Annotated in this window: 23 protein-coding genes and 2 tRNA genes; 11 read left to right on the top strand and 14 right to left on the bottom strand. The window is 64.5% G+C overall.

All coding sequences use genetic code 11. The features are described from left to right. Positions 1-54: 54 nt before the first annotated feature. Positions 55-189 carry a hypothetical protein gene (locus tag MU553_RS23665; RefSeq protein WP_282594369.1) on the bottom strand — a complete coding sequence of 45 codons (135 nt, stop codon included), beginning with the start codon at positions 187-189 and terminating at the stop codon, positions 55-57. 290 nt (positions 190-479) lie between these two features. On the opposite strand from MU553_RS23665, the gene MU553_RS18910 reads away from it, so the two are divergent. The 5 genes from MU553_RS18910 to MU553_RS18890 all read left to right on the top strand — a co-directional run bounded on the left by MU553_RS18910 (position 480) and on the right by MU553_RS18890 (position 2995). Beyond that, positions 480-971, top strand: coding sequence for a hypothetical protein (locus MU553_RS18910; protein ID WP_247380579.1), 492 nt, complete (start codon positions 480-482; stop codon positions 969-971). Between the two features lie 90 nt (positions 972-1061). Next, a complete protein-coding gene (locus tag MU553_RS18905; protein WP_247380577.1) occupies positions 1062-1238 on the top strand; it encodes a hypothetical protein in 177 nt (58 codons plus the stop codon). A gap of 54 nt (positions 1239-1292) precedes the next feature. Next, the gene (locus MU553_RS18900; RefSeq protein WP_247380575.1) at positions 1293-1883 is read left to right on the top strand and encodes a hypothetical protein; all 591 of its coding nucleotides are present in this window, start codon (positions 1293-1295) and stop codon (positions 1881-1883) included. Between the two features lie 24 nt (positions 1884-1907). Further along, complete coding sequence (locus MU553_RS18895; RefSeq protein WP_247380573.1) at positions 1908-2750, top strand: aldo/keto reductase; 843 nt, start codon at positions 1908-1910, stop codon at positions 2748-2750. A 71-nt stretch (positions 2751-2821) separates the two neighbouring features. Continuing rightward, positions 2822-2995, top strand: a complete 174-nt coding sequence (locus tag MU553_RS18890; protein ID WP_247380571.1) for a hypothetical protein — start codon at positions 2822-2824, stop codon at positions 2993-2995. A gap of 1 nt (position 2996) precedes the next feature. Here MU553_RS18890 and MU553_RS18885 read toward each other — a convergent pair whose 3' ends face one another. Beyond that, complete coding sequence (locus MU553_RS18885) at positions 2997-3350, bottom strand: cupin domain-containing protein (protein ID WP_247380570.1); 354 nt, start codon at positions 3348-3350, stop codon at positions 2997-2999. Between the two features lie 110 nt (positions 3351-3460). Between MU553_RS18885 and MU553_RS18880 the strand changes: the two genes are divergently transcribed. Beyond that, positions 3461-4207, top strand: a complete 747-nt coding sequence (locus MU553_RS18880) for a DUF429 domain-containing protein (RefSeq protein ID WP_247380568.1) — start codon at positions 3461-3463, stop codon at positions 4205-4207. Positions 4208-4270: 63 nt separating this feature from the next. Here MU553_RS18880 and MU553_RS18875 read toward each other — a convergent pair whose 3' ends face one another. The 6 genes from MU553_RS18875 to MU553_RS18850 form a co-directional block, all read right to left on the bottom strand. Next, positions 4271-4465: a cold-shock protein gene (locus tag MU553_RS18875; RefSeq protein ID WP_247380565.1), complete on the bottom strand. Its 195-nt coding sequence runs from the start codon at positions 4463-4465 to the stop codon at positions 4271-4273. Positions 4466-4467: 2 nt separating this feature from the next. Further along, complete coding sequence (locus MU553_RS18870) at positions 4468-4662, bottom strand: cold-shock protein (RefSeq protein ID WP_247380563.1); 195 nt, start codon at positions 4660-4662, stop codon at positions 4468-4470. Positions 4663-4664: 2 nt separating this feature from the next. Beyond that, positions 4665-4859, bottom strand: coding sequence for a cold-shock protein (locus MU553_RS18865; protein ID WP_247380561.1), 195 nt, complete (start codon positions 4857-4859; stop codon positions 4665-4667). A 524-nt stretch (positions 4860-5383) separates the two neighbouring features. Beyond that, a complete protein-coding gene (locus MU553_RS18860) occupies positions 5384-6052 on the bottom strand; it encodes a hypothetical protein (protein ID WP_247380559.1) in 669 nt (222 codons plus the stop codon). A 113-nt stretch (positions 6053-6165) separates the two neighbouring features. Further along, positions 6166-7698, bottom strand: coding sequence for a PQQ-binding-like beta-propeller repeat protein (locus MU553_RS18855; protein WP_247380557.1), 1533 nt, complete (start codon positions 7696-7698; stop codon positions 6166-6168). Between the two features lie 285 nt (positions 7699-7983). After that, positions 7984-8057, bottom strand: a tRNA-Phe gene (locus MU553_RS18850). A gap of 192 nt (positions 8058-8249) precedes the next feature. Here MU553_RS18850 and MU553_RS18845 point away from each other — a divergent pair. Beyond that, the gene (locus MU553_RS18845) at positions 8250-8522 is read left to right on the top strand and encodes a DUF8152 family protein (protein WP_247380556.1); all 273 of its coding nucleotides are present in this window, start codon (positions 8250-8252) and stop codon (positions 8520-8522) included. A 91-nt stretch (positions 8523-8613) separates the two neighbouring features. Here MU553_RS18845 and MU553_RS18840 read toward each other — a convergent pair whose 3' ends face one another. The 3 genes from MU553_RS18840 to MU553_RS18830 all read right to left on the bottom strand — a co-directional run bounded on the left by MU553_RS18840 (position 8614) and on the right by MU553_RS18830 (position 10095). Further along, positions 8614-8961 carry a DUF7344 domain-containing protein gene (locus tag MU553_RS18840; RefSeq protein ID WP_247380554.1) on the bottom strand — a complete coding sequence of 116 codons (348 nt, stop codon included), beginning with the start codon at positions 8959-8961 and terminating at the stop codon, positions 8614-8616. Positions 8962-9041: 80 nt separating this feature from the next. Then, positions 9042-9707 carry a winged helix-turn-helix domain-containing protein gene (locus tag MU553_RS18835; protein WP_247380552.1) on the bottom strand — a complete coding sequence of 222 codons (666 nt, stop codon included), beginning with the start codon at positions 9705-9707 and terminating at the stop codon, positions 9042-9044. Positions 9708-10021: 314 nt separating this feature from the next. Further along, positions 10022-10095: transfer RNA gene (locus tag MU553_RS18830), tRNA-Val, on the bottom strand. Between the two features lie 84 nt (positions 10096-10179). Between MU553_RS18830 and MU553_RS18825 the strand changes: the two genes are divergently transcribed. Further along, positions 10180-10683, top strand: coding sequence for a DUF192 domain-containing protein (locus MU553_RS18825; RefSeq protein ID WP_247380551.1), 504 nt, complete (start codon positions 10180-10182; stop codon positions 10681-10683). Between the two features lie 57 nt (positions 10684-10740). Continuing rightward, entirely contained in the window at positions 10741-12675 is a 1935-nt protein-coding gene (locus tag MU553_RS18820) for an ABC transporter ATP-binding protein (RefSeq protein WP_247380549.1), read from the top strand. Positions 12676-12677: 2 nt separating this feature from the next. On the opposite strand, the gene MU553_RS18815 is transcribed toward MU553_RS18820, so the two are convergent. Further along, positions 12678-12902 (bottom strand): DUF7511 domain-containing protein, encoded by a 225-nt coding sequence (locus tag MU553_RS18815; RefSeq protein ID WP_247380547.1) that lies wholly within the window; start codon positions 12900-12902, stop codon positions 12678-12680. Between the two features lie 167 nt (positions 12903-13069). On the opposite strand from MU553_RS18815, the gene MU553_RS18810 reads away from it, so the two are divergent. Further along, positions 13070-13819, top strand: a complete 750-nt coding sequence (locus tag MU553_RS18810; protein ID WP_247380545.1) for a creatininase family protein — start codon at positions 13070-13072, stop codon at positions 13817-13819. A 27-nt stretch (positions 13820-13846) separates the two neighbouring features. Then, positions 13847-14026, top strand: a complete 180-nt coding sequence (locus MU553_RS18805) for a hypothetical protein (RefSeq protein ID WP_247380543.1) — start codon at positions 13847-13849, stop codon at positions 14024-14026. Positions 14027-14097: 71 nt separating this feature from the next. Here the strand turns inward: MU553_RS18805 and MU553_RS18800 are convergent, their stop codons facing one another. Together MU553_RS18800 and MU553_RS18795 are read right to left on the bottom strand one after the other, a co-directional pair. Continuing rightward, positions 14098-14571, bottom strand: coding sequence for a DUF5790 family protein (locus tag MU553_RS18800; RefSeq protein ID WP_247380541.1), 474 nt, complete (start codon positions 14569-14571; stop codon positions 14098-14100). 126 nt (positions 14572-14697) lie between these two features. Further along, positions 14698-15741 (bottom strand): DUF7544 domain-containing protein, encoded by a 1044-nt coding sequence (locus MU553_RS18795; protein ID WP_247380539.1) that lies wholly within the window; start codon positions 15739-15741, stop codon positions 14698-14700. Positions 15742-15803 lie beyond the last annotated feature (62 nt).

The following is a 15803-nucleotide window of genomic DNA, read 5'->3' as shown; positions in this document are numbered from 1 at the left end:
GCGATGGGCTACCGACCACTCGGTTACAGACGTCACGGAGAACAGGCGTCGGAACTAGACGCGCGGCGTGCGATGGCTGAGGACCTGCTCGTCGTGGTCCTCCCGGCCGGCGTTCGCAGTGTTTCGTCCCGTCACCATCGGGACGACCGGCGCACCGGTGTTCTCCGCGTCAGTGTACCGTCGTGTCATGGTTCGAGACGGCGACAGGCAGGCGAAAACCCCTCCCCCTGCACTCGTTCGCCGTATTCTATCACGGTCGTTCACCCAGCATAAACGTAATCATCTTTCATCTTAAACTATAGTTATTTTATAAGTCAGTATTAGGATTATGTATAAATCCGCGTATTATATTACGTAATAAAATCCCCTCGGCAGATAACCACCAGACTGCGAGGGGGAGAGTTGGAATAAGTGTTAGTGAAATGCTAGTACTCCACAGCCGGAAAGTCTTTTACTACCGATGAATGTGGGTTGTATATATGCGGCGACGCACCTTCCTCGCTGTTATGGGGGCGGGGACACTGACAGGTTGCAATGCACTGGGTGGGAACAGTACCTTCGAGTCGAAGAAACCGGGCGATGCCTTCTCGAACGTGGGGACGCCGTCCGGGTTGGGGAAAGGCGATACCGGGACGAGCGCCCGCGTCACCCTCGGGAAAGGGCAGTACACGAACCTCGGCTTCGAACTCGGTGAGCGATCCAAGATGGTCGTCACCGGGCAGGTCACCAAGAACGCGCCGATCGACATGTACGTCATGACCGCCAGCCAGTTCAACGATTTCAAGCGCAAGCCGAACCTGGTTCCATCGGAGACGGCAGCCGAAGGCGTCACGTCGATCGACGTCACGAATCGGTTCTCCTCGGGGAATTACTTCCTCGTGTTCGACAACACGCCCCTCGGACAGACGGAACCGTCCGGAGAGGCCGTGGCCGATTTCGAGTTCGTCCTGACGGGGACCGGAAACGGCTAGCACGCGAGTTCGACGACGCAACCGCCGTGAGATAGCGACCGAGCGGCACCCCGACGGCGATTTTTATGCGATCCACGCGTAGAGAGATCCATGACCAGTATCACCGACGGCGAGTCGCTCACCTGTGAGCACTGCGGGGCGACCGTCGATCCCGCGGACGCGACCCGGAGCAAGACGATGGGTGACCTGGATCCGACGAAGTGGCAGACGCTGTGTTGCCCAACCTGTGGCGGGCGGCTCAAGACGGTGTACGTCGGCGACGAGTGAGGGAGAACTGTTGAAAGTACAACTACTTGTGAGAGAGCGTGAAACTGTCGCGTCATGCGACGGCGAGCGCTGCTCACGACGGTCGCGGTCAGTGCCATAGCTGGGTGTCTCGATCGCGGTCAGTCCGGGTCACCGACCGAGAACGACGAGCCGTCCGCCGCCGACGAGACGCCACCGCGGACCGAGACGCCAACGCCGCTTCAGCGATTCGAGAGCGTCCCACCGAACGACGTGATCTCGGACGTCGGAACCCCAGCGGGGCTGGAGGCCAATGAAACCGGCACGAGCGCCCGCGTGCGGCTCGAACCGGGCGAATACACGCGCCTCGGCTTCCAGGTCATCGAGAACACGGAACTGGACGTCACCGGACAGGTCACGAAGGGTGCGCCTATCGATCTCTACGTCATGACCGGCGTCCAGTACAACGAGTACAGACGCGAGCCGAACGTGGTTCCCGCGGCGGCGGCGATCGAGAGCGTCACGTCGATCGATCTCACGAGAGGGTTCTCCGACGGTAACTACGTCCTCGTGTTCGACAACACGTATCAGGGGGAAACCAGCCCCTCAGGGCCAGCCGAAGCGACGTTCGACTTCGTTCTGCGGTCGGACGCCGAGTCCGACAGTGGCACGCCGGCCAACACATAACCGACTCGCGCTCACAGAGGTGATATGGCAGTCACGAACGAGAGCGACACGTTCGACATCGGCGGGGAGTTGACAGTCCATCGACTCGGCTTCGGTGCCATGCGGCTGTGCGGTCCAGAGGTCATCGGCCCGCCGGACGACGAGGCCGCTGCCCGAGAGGTGCTCCAGCGGGCGGTCGATCTCGGCGTGGACTTCATCGACACGGCAGATTCCTACGGCCCCGGCGTGAGCGAGCGACTCGTCCGGGAAGCCGGCGTCACCGGAGACGCCGTCGTCGCGACGAAGGCCGGTCTCTTGCGGAACACGGACGGCGACTGGCTCCCCCACGGCGATCCCGACTACATCCGCAACCAGGTGCTCGCGAGTCGGGATCGGCTCGGCGTCGACACCATCGACCTCTACCAGTTCCACCGTCCGGACCCGGACACGCCCTTCGAGGACTCCGTCGAGGCGTTCGCCGAACTCAAAGACGAGGGACTGGTCGACCACGTCGGCCTCAGCAACGTGACCGTCGATCAACTGGAGACGGCCCGCGACCAGGTCGAGATCGCGACCGTCCAGAACCAGTACAACCCCGGCAACCGGGACGACGCCAACGTGCTGCAGGCCTGCGAGGAGTACGACATCGGCTTCATCCCCTGGTTCCCGCTGGGTGCCGGCGACCTCGGCGAAAAGGCGGCTGTGCTCGACGAGATCGCCGACGAGCACGACGCGACCCGGATGCAGGTCGCCCTCGCCTGGCACCTCCAGCACTCACCGGTGACGCTCCCGATTCCCGGCACGTCCAGCCTCGACCACCTCGAAGAGAACGTCGCCGCCACGGCGATCTCGCTCAGCGACGAGGAAGTGCAGCGACTGAGCGAGTGACACAGAACGAACAGGTATGCGCCAGCGCGGGCCGAAACAGATAACAGCGGACGTGTGATACCACCGACTATATGGAAGACGAGGCGTGGCAATCTATCGACATTATCAAGAACAAGCAGGGGAAGCCACACGTCCTCCAGCAGAAGGTGAAGGTGTACACCAGCGGGATGACCGAGGAGTCGGCAGGATACACGAAGCCGCTGCTCGAACACCGGCTGGTGCCGCTGGAAAAGCTGACGAAGTAGGTCAGTCGTCCGTCTCGCGATCGGTCCAGAAATCGAACGAGCGGCCGGGAGCGAACACGTCCAGACCGACTGCCGTCGCGTCACCGGTGTTTTCGACGCGGTGTGACTCCCAGGGGTCGAGCCAGACCGAGTCGTACTGGCCGAGGGTCGCTTCCTCGTCTTCCGTGTAGATGGTGAGTTCGCCGGCGAGGACGAGACACACCTGGCCGTTCTCGTGGTCGTGCATCGGCGAGGAGTGGCCCGGCGGTTTCTCGAACCACTCCAGACTCACGTCGTCGTCCCCGGCGAGCGCGACGCGTCGCCAGCCAGCGTCCGGTTCGTACGCCTCGGCGTCGTCGAAATCGATTCGGTCCATGTGTCTGCTCAGCAGCGTCGAGCCTCTCGGTTCTGTCGGTTCGCCCCGAGCCTGCGGCGTCGGCCGGGATCGCCCCGCCCTTTTTGCGTGTCCGGTTGCTCTGTTCGGTGATGACCGACGACGCGCTGTTCCTGGGCGTCGCGTACACCGACGACGGCTGGCTGGCGGCCGCCTTCGACGCCAGCGGGTTCGCCCACGCCGACGTCTTCGCCGAGGTCGGCGAGATCTGGGCGCGTTACGAGGAGGTCGTCGAGCGGATCCTCGTGGACGTCCCCATCGGACTCGTCGACAGCGGAGAGACGCCCCGTCCCTGTGAGGAGCCAGCCCGCGCAGTGCTGGGTCCGCGGGCGACGGCAGTGACCGATCCGCCCGTGCGGGAGGCCGCTCGAAAGCGCCGCTACCCGGCCGCGGACCGCGTGAACCAGCGGAAAGCCGACCGCCGGCTCTCGAAATCGGCCTTCGCCGTCAGCGACGGCATCGTCGCGGTCGACGAGTTGCTCCAGGAAGTGACCGAAGCACGCCCGGTGTTTGCCGAGGCGCATCCGGAGGTCTGCTATCGCGCCTTCGCGGGGACGACGCTCGAACGGGAAAAACGGACCGCCGGCGGGTACGCCGAGCGGATGCGCGCGCTGGTGACGTTCACGCGTGACGCCCCGCCGGTCGTCCAGGAGTGCGCTGAGGCGACGGCCGGACACGACGTCGCCGTCCACGACGTGCTGGACGCCGTCGCGCTCGGGTACACCGCGCGCCCCGGACCGGGCTCGCTGCGGTCGCTCCCAGCGGACCCGCCGACCGACGCCACCGGGCTGCCGATGCAGATCGTCTACCGCGCCGAACAGCCGCTCGAACCGACGTGACCGACCAGCGCAGTCGCTCACCGGTGTGAAAGAAATGAAAATCGCAGTGCAGGTCTGAAACGCTTACAGTCGGGTGACGTTGGTCGCCCGCGGACCCTTGTCTGCTTGTTCGATGTCGAATTCGATCTCCTGGCCTTCTTCGAGGTCCGGGCCGCCGACGTCTTCCATGTGGAAGAACACGTCTTCGTCCGCGTCGTCAGTCTCGATAAAGCCGTAGCCGCCGGTGTCGTTGAAGAAATCGACTTTGCCTTCCGCCATCGTTAGAGACGCTCCACGTTGGTCGCTCGCGGACCCTTGTCGGCCTGCTCGATGTCGAATTCGATCTCCTGGCCTTCTTCGAGGTCCGGACCGCCGACGTCTTCCATGTGGAAGAACACGTCCTCGTCCGCGTCGTCAGTCTCGATGAAACCGTAGCCGCCGGTGTCGTTGAAGAAATCGACTTTGCCTTTCGCCATCGTTAGAGGCGCTCCACGTTGGTCGCGCGCGGACCCTTGTCGGCCTGCTCGATGTCGAATTCGATCTCCTGTCCTTCCTCAAGGTCCGGGCCGCCAACGTCTTCCATGTGGAAGAAAACGTCCTCGTCCGCATCCTCTGTGTCAATGAAACCGTAACCGCCTGTGTCGTTGAAGAAATCAACCGTACCGTTTGCCATTGCTTCTAAAGAGAACGGAGGGAGGGTATTAACACTTCCGCGACAAGAGATACCACGACCCGGCCGAAATTCCAGAGCCGACTCGGTCAGAGCCGCGGATACAGCCATACGAAAATAGACAGATTACAGAGAAGACACGATCGGACGTCGAGCCCGCAGCGAGTGGCCGCCGCCATCCGTTTCTCAGTTCCATCGCCGTCGCGTCACGGACAGTTCCGTCGACGATGTCGAAAAGCAGAGAGGTCTAGCACGCGAGCACGACACAGAGAACCGACGGACGGCGACGTGGTCGTTCGGATGGCACAGAGGCAACACCAAGCGTCGGGAAACCAGACAGCGTACCACGCACATGGCGGGCCGCGGGAACGACGCCCAGAGCGAACCAGCAGCACACACCGTCAGTGACGCGCTGACGCGAGCCTCGTCGGCCGATAGCTGCGAGCGTGCCAACGCTGTCGGTCGAACTGACCACAGGTCCGCCACGGACGTTCCGACAGTACCGAAAACAGCCCCAGAGTGTCGCATCAGTCGACGTGCGGCACGATCTCGTCCGCGAGGAACTCCAGGTACTGCCCAGAGTCGAATTCGGACGGCCGATACACCTCTACGTACCCGCTCCGGGCGGCCGTCATCTTCACGTCGCTGTCGTCGTAGGCGTAGGACAACCCGAGCTGGTTGAGCGTCGAGTCTTCGAGGGTTTCCCGGAGGTCGTGAGTCCGGCGCAGATCCTCGCCGTGGAAGATACCGTTCACGGCGTCGTCGCCGGTCCCGTTGAAGCCGGCTTTCCAGGGCGTCGCAGCCTCCTGTTCGGCGAAGAACGCGTCGAGATCGAGCGTCGCGCGTTCGATGGTCGTGTTCGTCTCGGCTCCGATGAGATCGAACGCGAACGTCCCGCTCCCGCTGTCGACGGCCACGAACTCGCCGGGCACCCCCACGAACTCCGTGTACCGCGTGACGGGCCCTGCCGCCTCAGTGACGTGAATCTCGCCGTCCTCGATCGACGTCTCCGTCCGGGCTGCGAGTTCCTCGACGGCGGCGCGACCGGCGAACGCCATGCCCCCCGACGGAAGTGAGAACACGCGGTCGATCACCAGACAGCGCTCGAGTTCGTGGTCGTCCTCAGTGACCGTCTCCGAGACGGAATCGACCGCCTTGAACGAGCCGTCGACGACGCCAAGCACTCCTGCCTTCATGTACACCCTCCATCAAAGCGACATATAATAACGTTTGACCTCGTTATCGGGCGACACATTCCGGGATCGTCCCGGTGTTCCGAAGTTCGTAGCTGCCCGTCGAGGAGCGCAGGTCACTCCGCTGCTCGCAACGCGCGCAACGGCCCACTCGGCTCGTTGAAGTAGGTCACGCCGTCCGCAACCGCAAGTGAGCCTGGGACGCTCGATGGGACGCGCTTGGCCCACAGTTTCTCGCCCGTCTCGGTGTCGAACCCGTACAGAGTACCCTGCTCGCTCGTGACGACGAGCACCCCGTCCGATGCCGACGGCGGCCCCAGCACACCGTCGGTCGCCTGAGACGCCCACTCGACGTTGCCGTTCGCGGCGTCGAGGCCGACCATCCGATAGTCGTTCGCACGCTGTGCGTACACCGAACCGTTCCCGACTGCGATGCGTTCTTCCTGGAACGGGCCAGGTGCGAACCAGCGTATGCGACCCTCGCTCAGATCGAGCGCAAGCAACTTCGAGGGAGTGAGCGCAAAGACAGTGTCGTAGGCGATGGTCGCAGCAGCGATCGGTTCGCTGCTGGCAGCCGTCCATCGGACGGAGCCATCCGCGACGTCGATGGCACGGAGCGGGTCGCCGCCCGCCAGGACGACGCCATCTGCAACCGGTGGCGGACCCGCCAACCTTCCAGCGGCGTCTGCCGTCCAGGTGACCTCACCCGAGGCCACGTCGATCGCGTGGAGCCGACCGTTCGACGTGTACACCCGCCCGTCGACGATGGTCGTGCCGCCGTCCCAGATCTCGCCGTCGGACGAGACTGTCCAGCGAACGTCGCCACTGCCGGCCTCGACGGCGCGGACGTCTTCCGGAGTGCCGAACGCGACGACGCCGTCCCCGACTGCGAGCGTGCTGGTTCGGGCGGCCCCCTCGTGGACCCACTGCTCGGTGCCGTCTTCGACGGACAGCGCCCGGACGTTTCGACCGGCGTACACCGTTTCGTTTGCGACGACCGGGCCCGACACGTCGTAGGCGTACTCGACTGCCGAAACGGACCACGCCGACGTCGGGCGGGAGCGAGGTGCCTCCGTCCCCGGGGTAGCCGCGCTCGCGCCAGGGTCGTACGCGACAGCAGGCCACGCGTCTCCGCCGGCGACGGCTGATCGACTCGACGGCGTCACGAGTCCCGGATAGTCCGCGTACACCTCGTCGTTCTCGAAGGTCGCGTCGAAGCGGAACTCGCCTTCCTCCGGTCGATCGAAGCCATCCTCCCCGACGAACCGCGGCTGGAACGCGAGGACGACTTCCCGTTCGAGGCCGGACGCAAGGAGCACGGGTCGTTTCCGATCGATCGACCCCTGTGCCTCCGTGTGAGACAGTTCCAGGACGAGCGTGGCCAGCCGTGCCGCATCACCGGTGTTTTCGACAGTCACAGCGACTTTGACCATCTGCCCCTCGCCGTCCAGGCGTTCAATCCCGTTCACCTGCAGTGGACCGCTGTATCCGGACTGCCCGCCGCCCTCGTCCGGCGTTTCGGAGTTGCCCGGCGTCTCTGACTCACTTGCGTCGTCGAGAAATCCCAGACAGCCAGTCAATCCACCGAGTGAAACGACAGCCCCGGTCAGATAGCGACGGCGCGTCACCAGTGATCGGTCATCAGCCATACCCACCAGTGAGGGACAAATGGTAAATAAATCTATACAAATTGGTGTCAGGCACGCTCCTGTCCGTACACAGGACGATTCACCCCTGTCGGCGCTGGGGTTGCAGAAATCGACTCACGTTCACGGGACACGCCCCGCTCGGCGTTGTTGCGTCGCCGAAAGGGATGCCGCCTCCCGGATTTGAACCGAAATCAGACGTGCTCGCTCCGCTGCGCGCGACTGATAGGGTTCAGAAATCCGCTCGGGTCGCATTTCTGTCGCTCACGGAATTGTTCGCGACAGAAATGCCGCCTCCCGGATTTGAACCGGGGACAGCCCGATCTTCAGTCGAGTGCTCTCCCAGTCTGAGCTAAGGCGGCACGCCGTCAGGCGTATCTCGAACGATGCGGGTGGTAGAAAAAAGGATTTCGAAAGTCTCGTCAGGAGCGATCCCAGCCAAACCAGGGCCACACCAACTGCCTGGGACCGAACGGAGGGCCTACAGTCATCGCCGCCGAAACCCGTCTATGGACGGCGACGGCGGAGGTCCAACCTCGACCAACCCATCCCGAATGGACGTCCCCGAACTGACAGCGGCACTCTACCGGCACCTCGCGGCGACCGAACAGTTACCGCTCGATCCCGTTGCGAATCGATGGCTCGGGGAAGCGCAAGCGGTAGCGGCCGATATCGCCACCAGTGACGTGACCCCGGCGGTAGCGATCGACCGTGCGGCGACCGTCGTGCAGTTGCTGGAGAGCACTGGCGACATCGACAACCCGGAGGCCAGCGAGCACGTCGCCACCAGCCTCACACTCGCTCGGGAACTCGCAGCCAGAGCGTGACTGCATGTGCGGAGAGCGCGTCAGCGGGACCGATCGGAGACAGGGAACTCCTGACCGAGCGTCGAGATGCCTCACGTCGTGACCGGCGTGGTCACTCGTCGCGCTTGACTGCGAGGAATTCGAGGAACGGCGTGAGTTCCTCGATCGTGTCGAGCGACTCGGCGACGTTGGCAGCCGGGTCGTACGTGATGATACCGAGGCTGTCGAGTCGCGGAAGGTGGTTGTGATGGAGTTCGGCCGCGATTCTGTCCGAATCGTGAATCGGCAACGCCGTTCCGATCGCCAGTTCGTCTGCCAGTTTCTGGACCCCCATAGCACCGTCACTGGCAGTGAGCAACCGCAGGACCGCTCGCCGCTGGTCGTTTTTGAGTGCGTCCAGCAGGGACTCGACCGGGAGTCCCTCGCGGTCGGGGCGGTTGTGAGAGAGTTGGCGAGGCATACCCGGCTGTATTCGCGGCACTACCAAAGGATTAAATCGCGAACGCCAATCACGAACTGATTGCTCACCCCGACGGCGCGTCACACGTCCCGCGTCTGTTCGGCATCGACGAGTCGGTCGAAGAACTCGCTCGCCCACCGACCGGCAGCAGGGGTATCGTTGCTGAGGACGGCTGCACTCTCGTCCGGCGCCGCTGGAACCACGATCACGACGGTCTGGTCAGCCACCAAGACCTCGTAGGGCGCTGTGGTCGACGCCTCGTAAATCTCCGCGCCGGGGGCCGCACCGACGGCGTCGAGGACAGTCGCGTTCGTCGGCGGAACGTACGCTGTGAGCTCGGTCGCGTCACGGAGCGGCCCAGCAGCCTCACTGACTGCTGTCGTCACGTCGCCGCCATCGGCCCGGGAGAGCGACGCACCGTCGAGCACCCGAGTGTCGATGCTGGCGTCTGCAGGCAGTCGCGACAGCACCTCCCGAAACTCGGCCATTGTTCCGAGACCGTCCGTCGTGTGGCGGAAGTTCTGACAGAACAACTGTCCGAAGTTCGTGAGAGAGTACCCATCCGCCGTCGAGGTCAGGATTCCCGCCTCCTGGAGTTCCCGATACGCGCGGTCCAGCGTCGGCCGCGAGACGTCGACCTGCGCGGCGACCGCCTCCTTGTCGAGCGTGCCGTCGGCGATCAACTGCAAAAGAGCGGCTCGATTGTCCATGAGACGAAAGAGTTCGACGACCGAATCGGAACCCATTGACATCTGATTTATGTGTTGGGAACAAAACGATACTGGTTGTCAGGACCCGAATCCAGAGACAGCGATTCGATGCGAAGGGTTCGGACGGATTCGAACTAGATGCAGACGTGCTCACTAACGTTGCGCGCGACTGCCAGAATTCGAATCCGCCGAACGTTTTGTACACGCGGCGCTCGGAGGTGAGCGCCGCGAGAACCGCAGTGGGTTCGGGCGGATTCGAACCACGCGGACGTCGCTTCGCTCGTCCGCTGGGCCGCGAATCGCCCTCACGTACGATTCCGTCGCTCGCGGGTTGCTCGCGACAGGAATAGTGGGTTCGGGCGGATTCGAACCACCGACCTCGGCCTTGTAAAGGCCGCGTCATAACCAACTAGACCACGAACCCTACACCGGACAATACCCACGCCGAAGAATAACACTTTCTCTCTCGGTCGATACGCTTACCCGGCTCCCAGTAGACCACACTGCCATGCCCTCGAAGGTGGCCGCCTCGGCGACGGCGGGCGTCTTTGCGATCATCGTCGCCGCCGTCGTCGTCCAGACCGGCGTCCTCGCACCGCCGCTCGACGAGAGCGACTACGAGACCACCACCGTCACCCTCCAGGACCAGGACGGCACGAATCGCTCGACCGTCGACGTTCGCATCGCCGACACCGACCGGAAGCGATACGTCGGCCTCAGCGAAACCGCCTCGCTCGGCGAAGACGAAGGGATGCTGTTCGTCCACGAGCGCGAGGAGCGCCACGCCTACGTGATGCGGAACATGTCCTTCCCGCTCGACATCGTCTTCATCGACGCGAACGGGACGATCACCCGCATCCATCACGCCGAGACGGAGCCGAACACCGCCAACCGGGACCTCACCCGGTACCCGGGGACCGGGAAATACGTCCTCGAGGTCGAGCGCGGCTACACGAATCGGACGTGCATCGAGGAAGGAGACACCGTCGTCATCCCCGACGCCGTCGACTAACCCCGGGAAACACCCGGATGCGACGCCCTTTTGCGGATCGACCACCTGTTGAGAACGATGGACATCCACGCGGCTGAGGAGGACGACCCGTTCGAGGAGGCACGCGAGCGGGCGGACAATCCGATGCGGCGGCTGTTCACCGAGTACGGTCGGGAGAACGATCGCGCGTTCGCGGTCGGCGTGTTCGGCAGCGTCGTCGCCCGGATGCTCGATCTGTTACCGCCGGTGTTGCTCGGCCTCGCCGTCGACGCCATCCTGCGCAACGACAAAGCGTTCGGCCTCCCGCTGGTCCCCGACGGGCTGCTCCCGACGACGCAGACCGGCCAGCTCGTCCTCACCGTCGGTCTCATCGCGGCGGCGTTTTTCGGCGGCGCTGCGTTCCACTGGCTACGCAACTGGGGCTGGAACGGGTTCGCCCAGCACATCCAGCACGCCATCCGGACTGACACCTACGACAAGATGCAGCGGCTAAACATGGATTTCTTCGCCGACAAGCAGACCGGCGAGATGATGTCGATCCTCTCGAACGACGTCAACCGGCTGGAGAACTTCCTCAACGACGGGATGAACTCCATGTTCCGGCTGTCGATCATGGTACTCGGCATCGCCGGCATCCTCGTCTGGATCAACTGGCAGCTCGCCGTCGTCGCGCTCGTCCCGGTGCCGCTGATCGCCTTCTTCACCCTGAAATTCATCCGCACGATCCAGCCCAAGTACGCCGACGTCCGGGCCTCCGTCGGCAAAGTCAACTCCCGGCTGGAGAACAACCTCGGCGGGATTCAGGTCATCAAGAGCGCCAACACCGAGGGCTACGAGTCCGACCGCGTCGCCGACGCCTCGCGGGACTACTTCGACGCCAACTGGGACGCTATCGGGACGCGCATCAAGTTCTTCCCCGGCCTGCGCGTCATCGCTGGCGTCGGCTTCGTCCTCACCTTCGCCATCGGCGGCTACTGGGTGCTCGTCTTCGAGCAGACCGGGGCCGCCCCCTGGCTGTTCACCGAGCCGCTGTACACCGGCGAGTTCGTCACGTTCATCCTCCTGACACAGCGATTCATCTGGCCGATGGCACAGTTCGGGCAGATCATCAACATGTACCAGCGCGCCCGCGCGTCGGCCGAGCGCATCTTCGGCCTCATGGACACGCCCGCGCGGATCGCCGAGAACCCCGACGCCGAGCCGCTCTCCCTGGACGGCGGAGACGTCGCGTACGAGCACGTCTCCTTCAGCTACGACGACGAGCCCATCCTCGACGACGTGTCATTCACCGTGGACGGCGGCGAGACGTTCGCGCTCGTCGGTCCGACGGGCGCCGGGAAGTCCACGGTCCTGAAACTACTGCTCCGGATGTACGACGTGGACGACGGGGAGATTCGCGTCGACGGCCAGGACCTCCGGGACGTGACCATCCAGAGCCTCCGCCAGGCCGTCGGCTACGTCAGCCAGGAGACGTTCCTGTTCTACGGGAGCGTCGCCGAGAACATCGCGTACGGGACGTTCGACGCGACTCGCGAGGAGATCGTCGAGGCCGCCAAACTGGCCGAGGCCGACGAGTTCATCACGAACCTCCCGGACGGCTACGACACCGAAGTCGGCGAGCGTGGCGTCAAGCTCTCGGGCGGGCAGCGCCAGCGCATCGCCATCGCCCGCGCGATCCTCAAAGACCCCGAGATCCTCGTCCTCGACGAGGCGACCAGCGACGTGGACACGGAGACGGAGATGCTCATCCAGCGCTCGCTCGACCGACTCAGCGAGGACCGCACGACGTTCGCCATCGCGCATCGGCTCTCGACGGTCAAAGACGCCGACCAGATCGTCGTGCTCGACGACGGTCGGATCGTCGAGCGCGGTACCCACGAGGACCTGCTCGCAGAAGACGGGCTCTACGCCAACCTCTGGGCCGTCCAGGCCGGCGAGATCGACGAGTTGCCCCAGGAGTTCATCGAGCGCGCCACGCAGCGGCGCGCCCAGACGGACGCGGACGACGACTGAGATCAGCGCCAGTCTTCGAGCGAGACGTACGCGCCCTCCTGGGCGGTCATCCAGCGCGTCATGATCGTCGCGTCGGTGACGCCGGCCGGATACAGCGTCAACTCGTCCGGCCCGTCCGCGTGGGGAACGAGGATACTTTCGAGGCGAGCCTCCTCGGCTACCGCTGCCTCCTCGGCCAGCTGCTCGTCTCGCGTGCGACCACCGTCGTCGGGTTCTGAGTACGACATCGTGTGTTCACCTCGCTCACGTCACGCGGCGTGACGCCTAGTTAGCGATACGAGAGACGACCATAAAACGGCAGCAGTCGATTCCCATCCCGCAGGAACGAAAGCCATACTTCCCCAGCGACCGAAAACCGCCGACGGTTTTTGCCGGTGGCGCCTGACACGCGAGTATGCACCTCGCGGACGCCACCTGGACCGACATCGACGACGCGGACGCTGACCTCGCCGTCCTCCCCGTCGGCAGCACCGAACAGCACGGCCCACACGCGCCCCTGGGAACCGACTACCTGACAGCCGAGGCCATCGCCGACGCGGGGGCCGACGCACACGAAACCGCGGCCGACCAACCGGTCGTCGTCGCGCCGCCGATTCCTGTCGGGGTCGCCGAAGAACACCGCCAGTTCACCGGGACGCTGTGGGTCAGCGAGGACACCTTCCGCGCGTACGTCCGGGAGACCGTCGAGTCGCTCGCCAGTCACGGGTGGACGCGCGTCGTCGTGGTCAACGGCCACGGCGGCAACGTCGCGGCGCTCCGGGAGCTCTGTGGCGACGTGACGCGCCACACTGACGCCTACGCCGTCCCGTTCACCTGGTTCGACGCGGTCGATCCAGAAGACGTGTCCATGGGCCACGGCGGTCCCGTCGAGACGAGCGTCCTCCAGCATCTCCATCCCGACCTCGTCCACGAAGACCGCCTCGACGAGGCGGGCGACGGCGCCGCCGACGGCTGGGGCGACTGGCAGAGCGGCGTCAACCTAACCTACGACTCCGCCGAGTTCAGCGAGAACGGCGCCGTCGGCGATCCGGGCGAGGCGAGTGAGGAACTGGGCGAGCAGCTGTTCGACGCGGCGGTCGACGCGCTGGCAGATCTCCTGGCACGCGTCGCCGACAGAGATGTCGATCAACCGAACCACAAGTGACTTTCACGACAGCCGACGCTACTGCGTATGGGACGCGACACGATCGTTAGCTGGGAGACGTTCGCGCTCTTTCTCCTGTTCCCACCGCTGGCAGTGCTGGCGATCGTCTTCTTTCCAGTGACGCTGCTCGTCGTCTTCTACCTGTACTACCGTGGGCGAGAGAAAGCGAGAGCGGCAGGGGACGGCCGGTCGTCCTCGCTGGAGTGACGACAGCGACGAGGGCGTCTGGGCAGGGGCTCTCCGCGACGAAGCTGGCTGCGGTTCGAGACCCGGCGCGGCTAGTCCGCGGCTTCCGCCTCTTCGGCGTCCGCGTCGGCTTCGGCGTCTGCATCGTCGGCGTCGCTCTCGTCGGTCTCGGCCGCTTCGTGAGCGTCGTCGAGTGCGCCGCGGAGTTCGGGGACGGTGCTCGCGAGATCGCTGACCTGCTCGTGGGCGTCCTCGATGTCCTCGAAGACGGCGTCGAGGGTCGCGATCTGTTCCTCGAGGTCGTCGGGGTCCTCGAACGCGTCGGCACGTTTCCCCATCGTGTACCACTTCTTGGCGTCGGTGAGGTGGGCCGCCGCATCGTCGGTGTCGAGCGCCGAGCGCAGGCCGTTGAGCACGCCGAGCGTGTTGTCGGCGTCGGCGTTCCAGATGGTGTCCGACTCGGGTAGTGCCTCGCGGGCTTTCGTCAGCGAATCCTCGACGTCGTCGCGCATCTCCGAGGCCGCCTCGTCGAACAGTTCGTCGTCGTCCAGAGTCGTCTGACCCATGACTGACGCTTCAACGGCTGAGGGTATAAATACCCGCCCGAAAGTGAAAGTATAACCGCCAGCAGTCGACGGGGTCGGTTCAGTACCCCCTCGATAAACAGCGGGATCGCTGGCGTCTGTCGGCACTCACTGGCGGACGTCGGCCCTGAGGTCGGCGATCACGTCGAACTCTTCGTTTGTGTCGCCGAGGATCAAGAGGGTGTAGAGCCGCAGGAACGTCTGCAGCGGGACCTGCACGAGCGCCAGGAGCGCAACGAGGAGCGCGACGTACAGCAGCGCGAGCACGACGAGGACGGCACCGACCGCCAGCGAGAGGTGGGCACCGCCGGCGACGAAGGCGATCCCGCCGACGAGAGCGAACGGAATCAACAGGGAGACAGCACCGATACCCATCGCAGTTGCGGCGATGAGGCTGATGGCGATGGTCAGGACGAACGCCACGACGACGTAGACGCCGAACTGTTTCAGCTGGCCGCGGAGGGTCGGCCAGAACCGACGCCAGCCGCCCAGGACGGTGCGGTCTTCGGCCAGCATGACGGGGACGACGAACGCGGTGGTGAACCCGTTGACGAGGGCGACGAGCGTGAAGACGACGATCATGACGGGGACGAGGACGAGGATCGCACCGAGAATCTGTGCCGGGATCGGATCGGTCGGAACCCCGCCGAAAAAGACGACGGCGATGGCCGCACCGACGAGGCCGACGGCCGCGAAGCCGAGCAGGGAGACGCCGAGGCGGAAGCCGAACAACCTGAGTCCGGCCCGCCAGTGGCGGCCGAAGTAGCGCCTGATCTGCACCGCGTCACGGCTGAGCGATTCGACGAAGACGAACTCCATCACGGACCCGATGAACCCGAGGACGAGGCCGAGCAGGATCACGACGCCGATCACGACGCCGATCAGTAGCCAGACGTCGTCGGTCGGGATCGGATCGGGCAGGTCAGAGGGCACCTCGGTCGGTTCGAATCCCTCGTCGCTGGGGCCGGCTTCGGTGTCCGCGAAGTCCGAAGAGGACGTGCCGAAGTTCGCGGGGGATTGCAGTCCGAGACCGCCACCGACGAACAGGACGATGAGGGCCAGGCGGAGCCAGCGCGACCGATCGAACGGGAGAAGGAACGACTTCGTCGCCTCGATGGCGTCACCGACGTTCTCCACGGCGTAGAGAGACATGCCAGACAGTTCACATGCGATACGTAAATACACCCAGTGACAGCTTCTGACTCGGAAACCCT

The sequence above is a fragment of the Halorientalis brevis genome (assembly GCF_023077655.1).
Note: the sequence above shows the minus strand (reverse complement) of the source record. Positions and strands in the feature narration are given on the sequence as shown.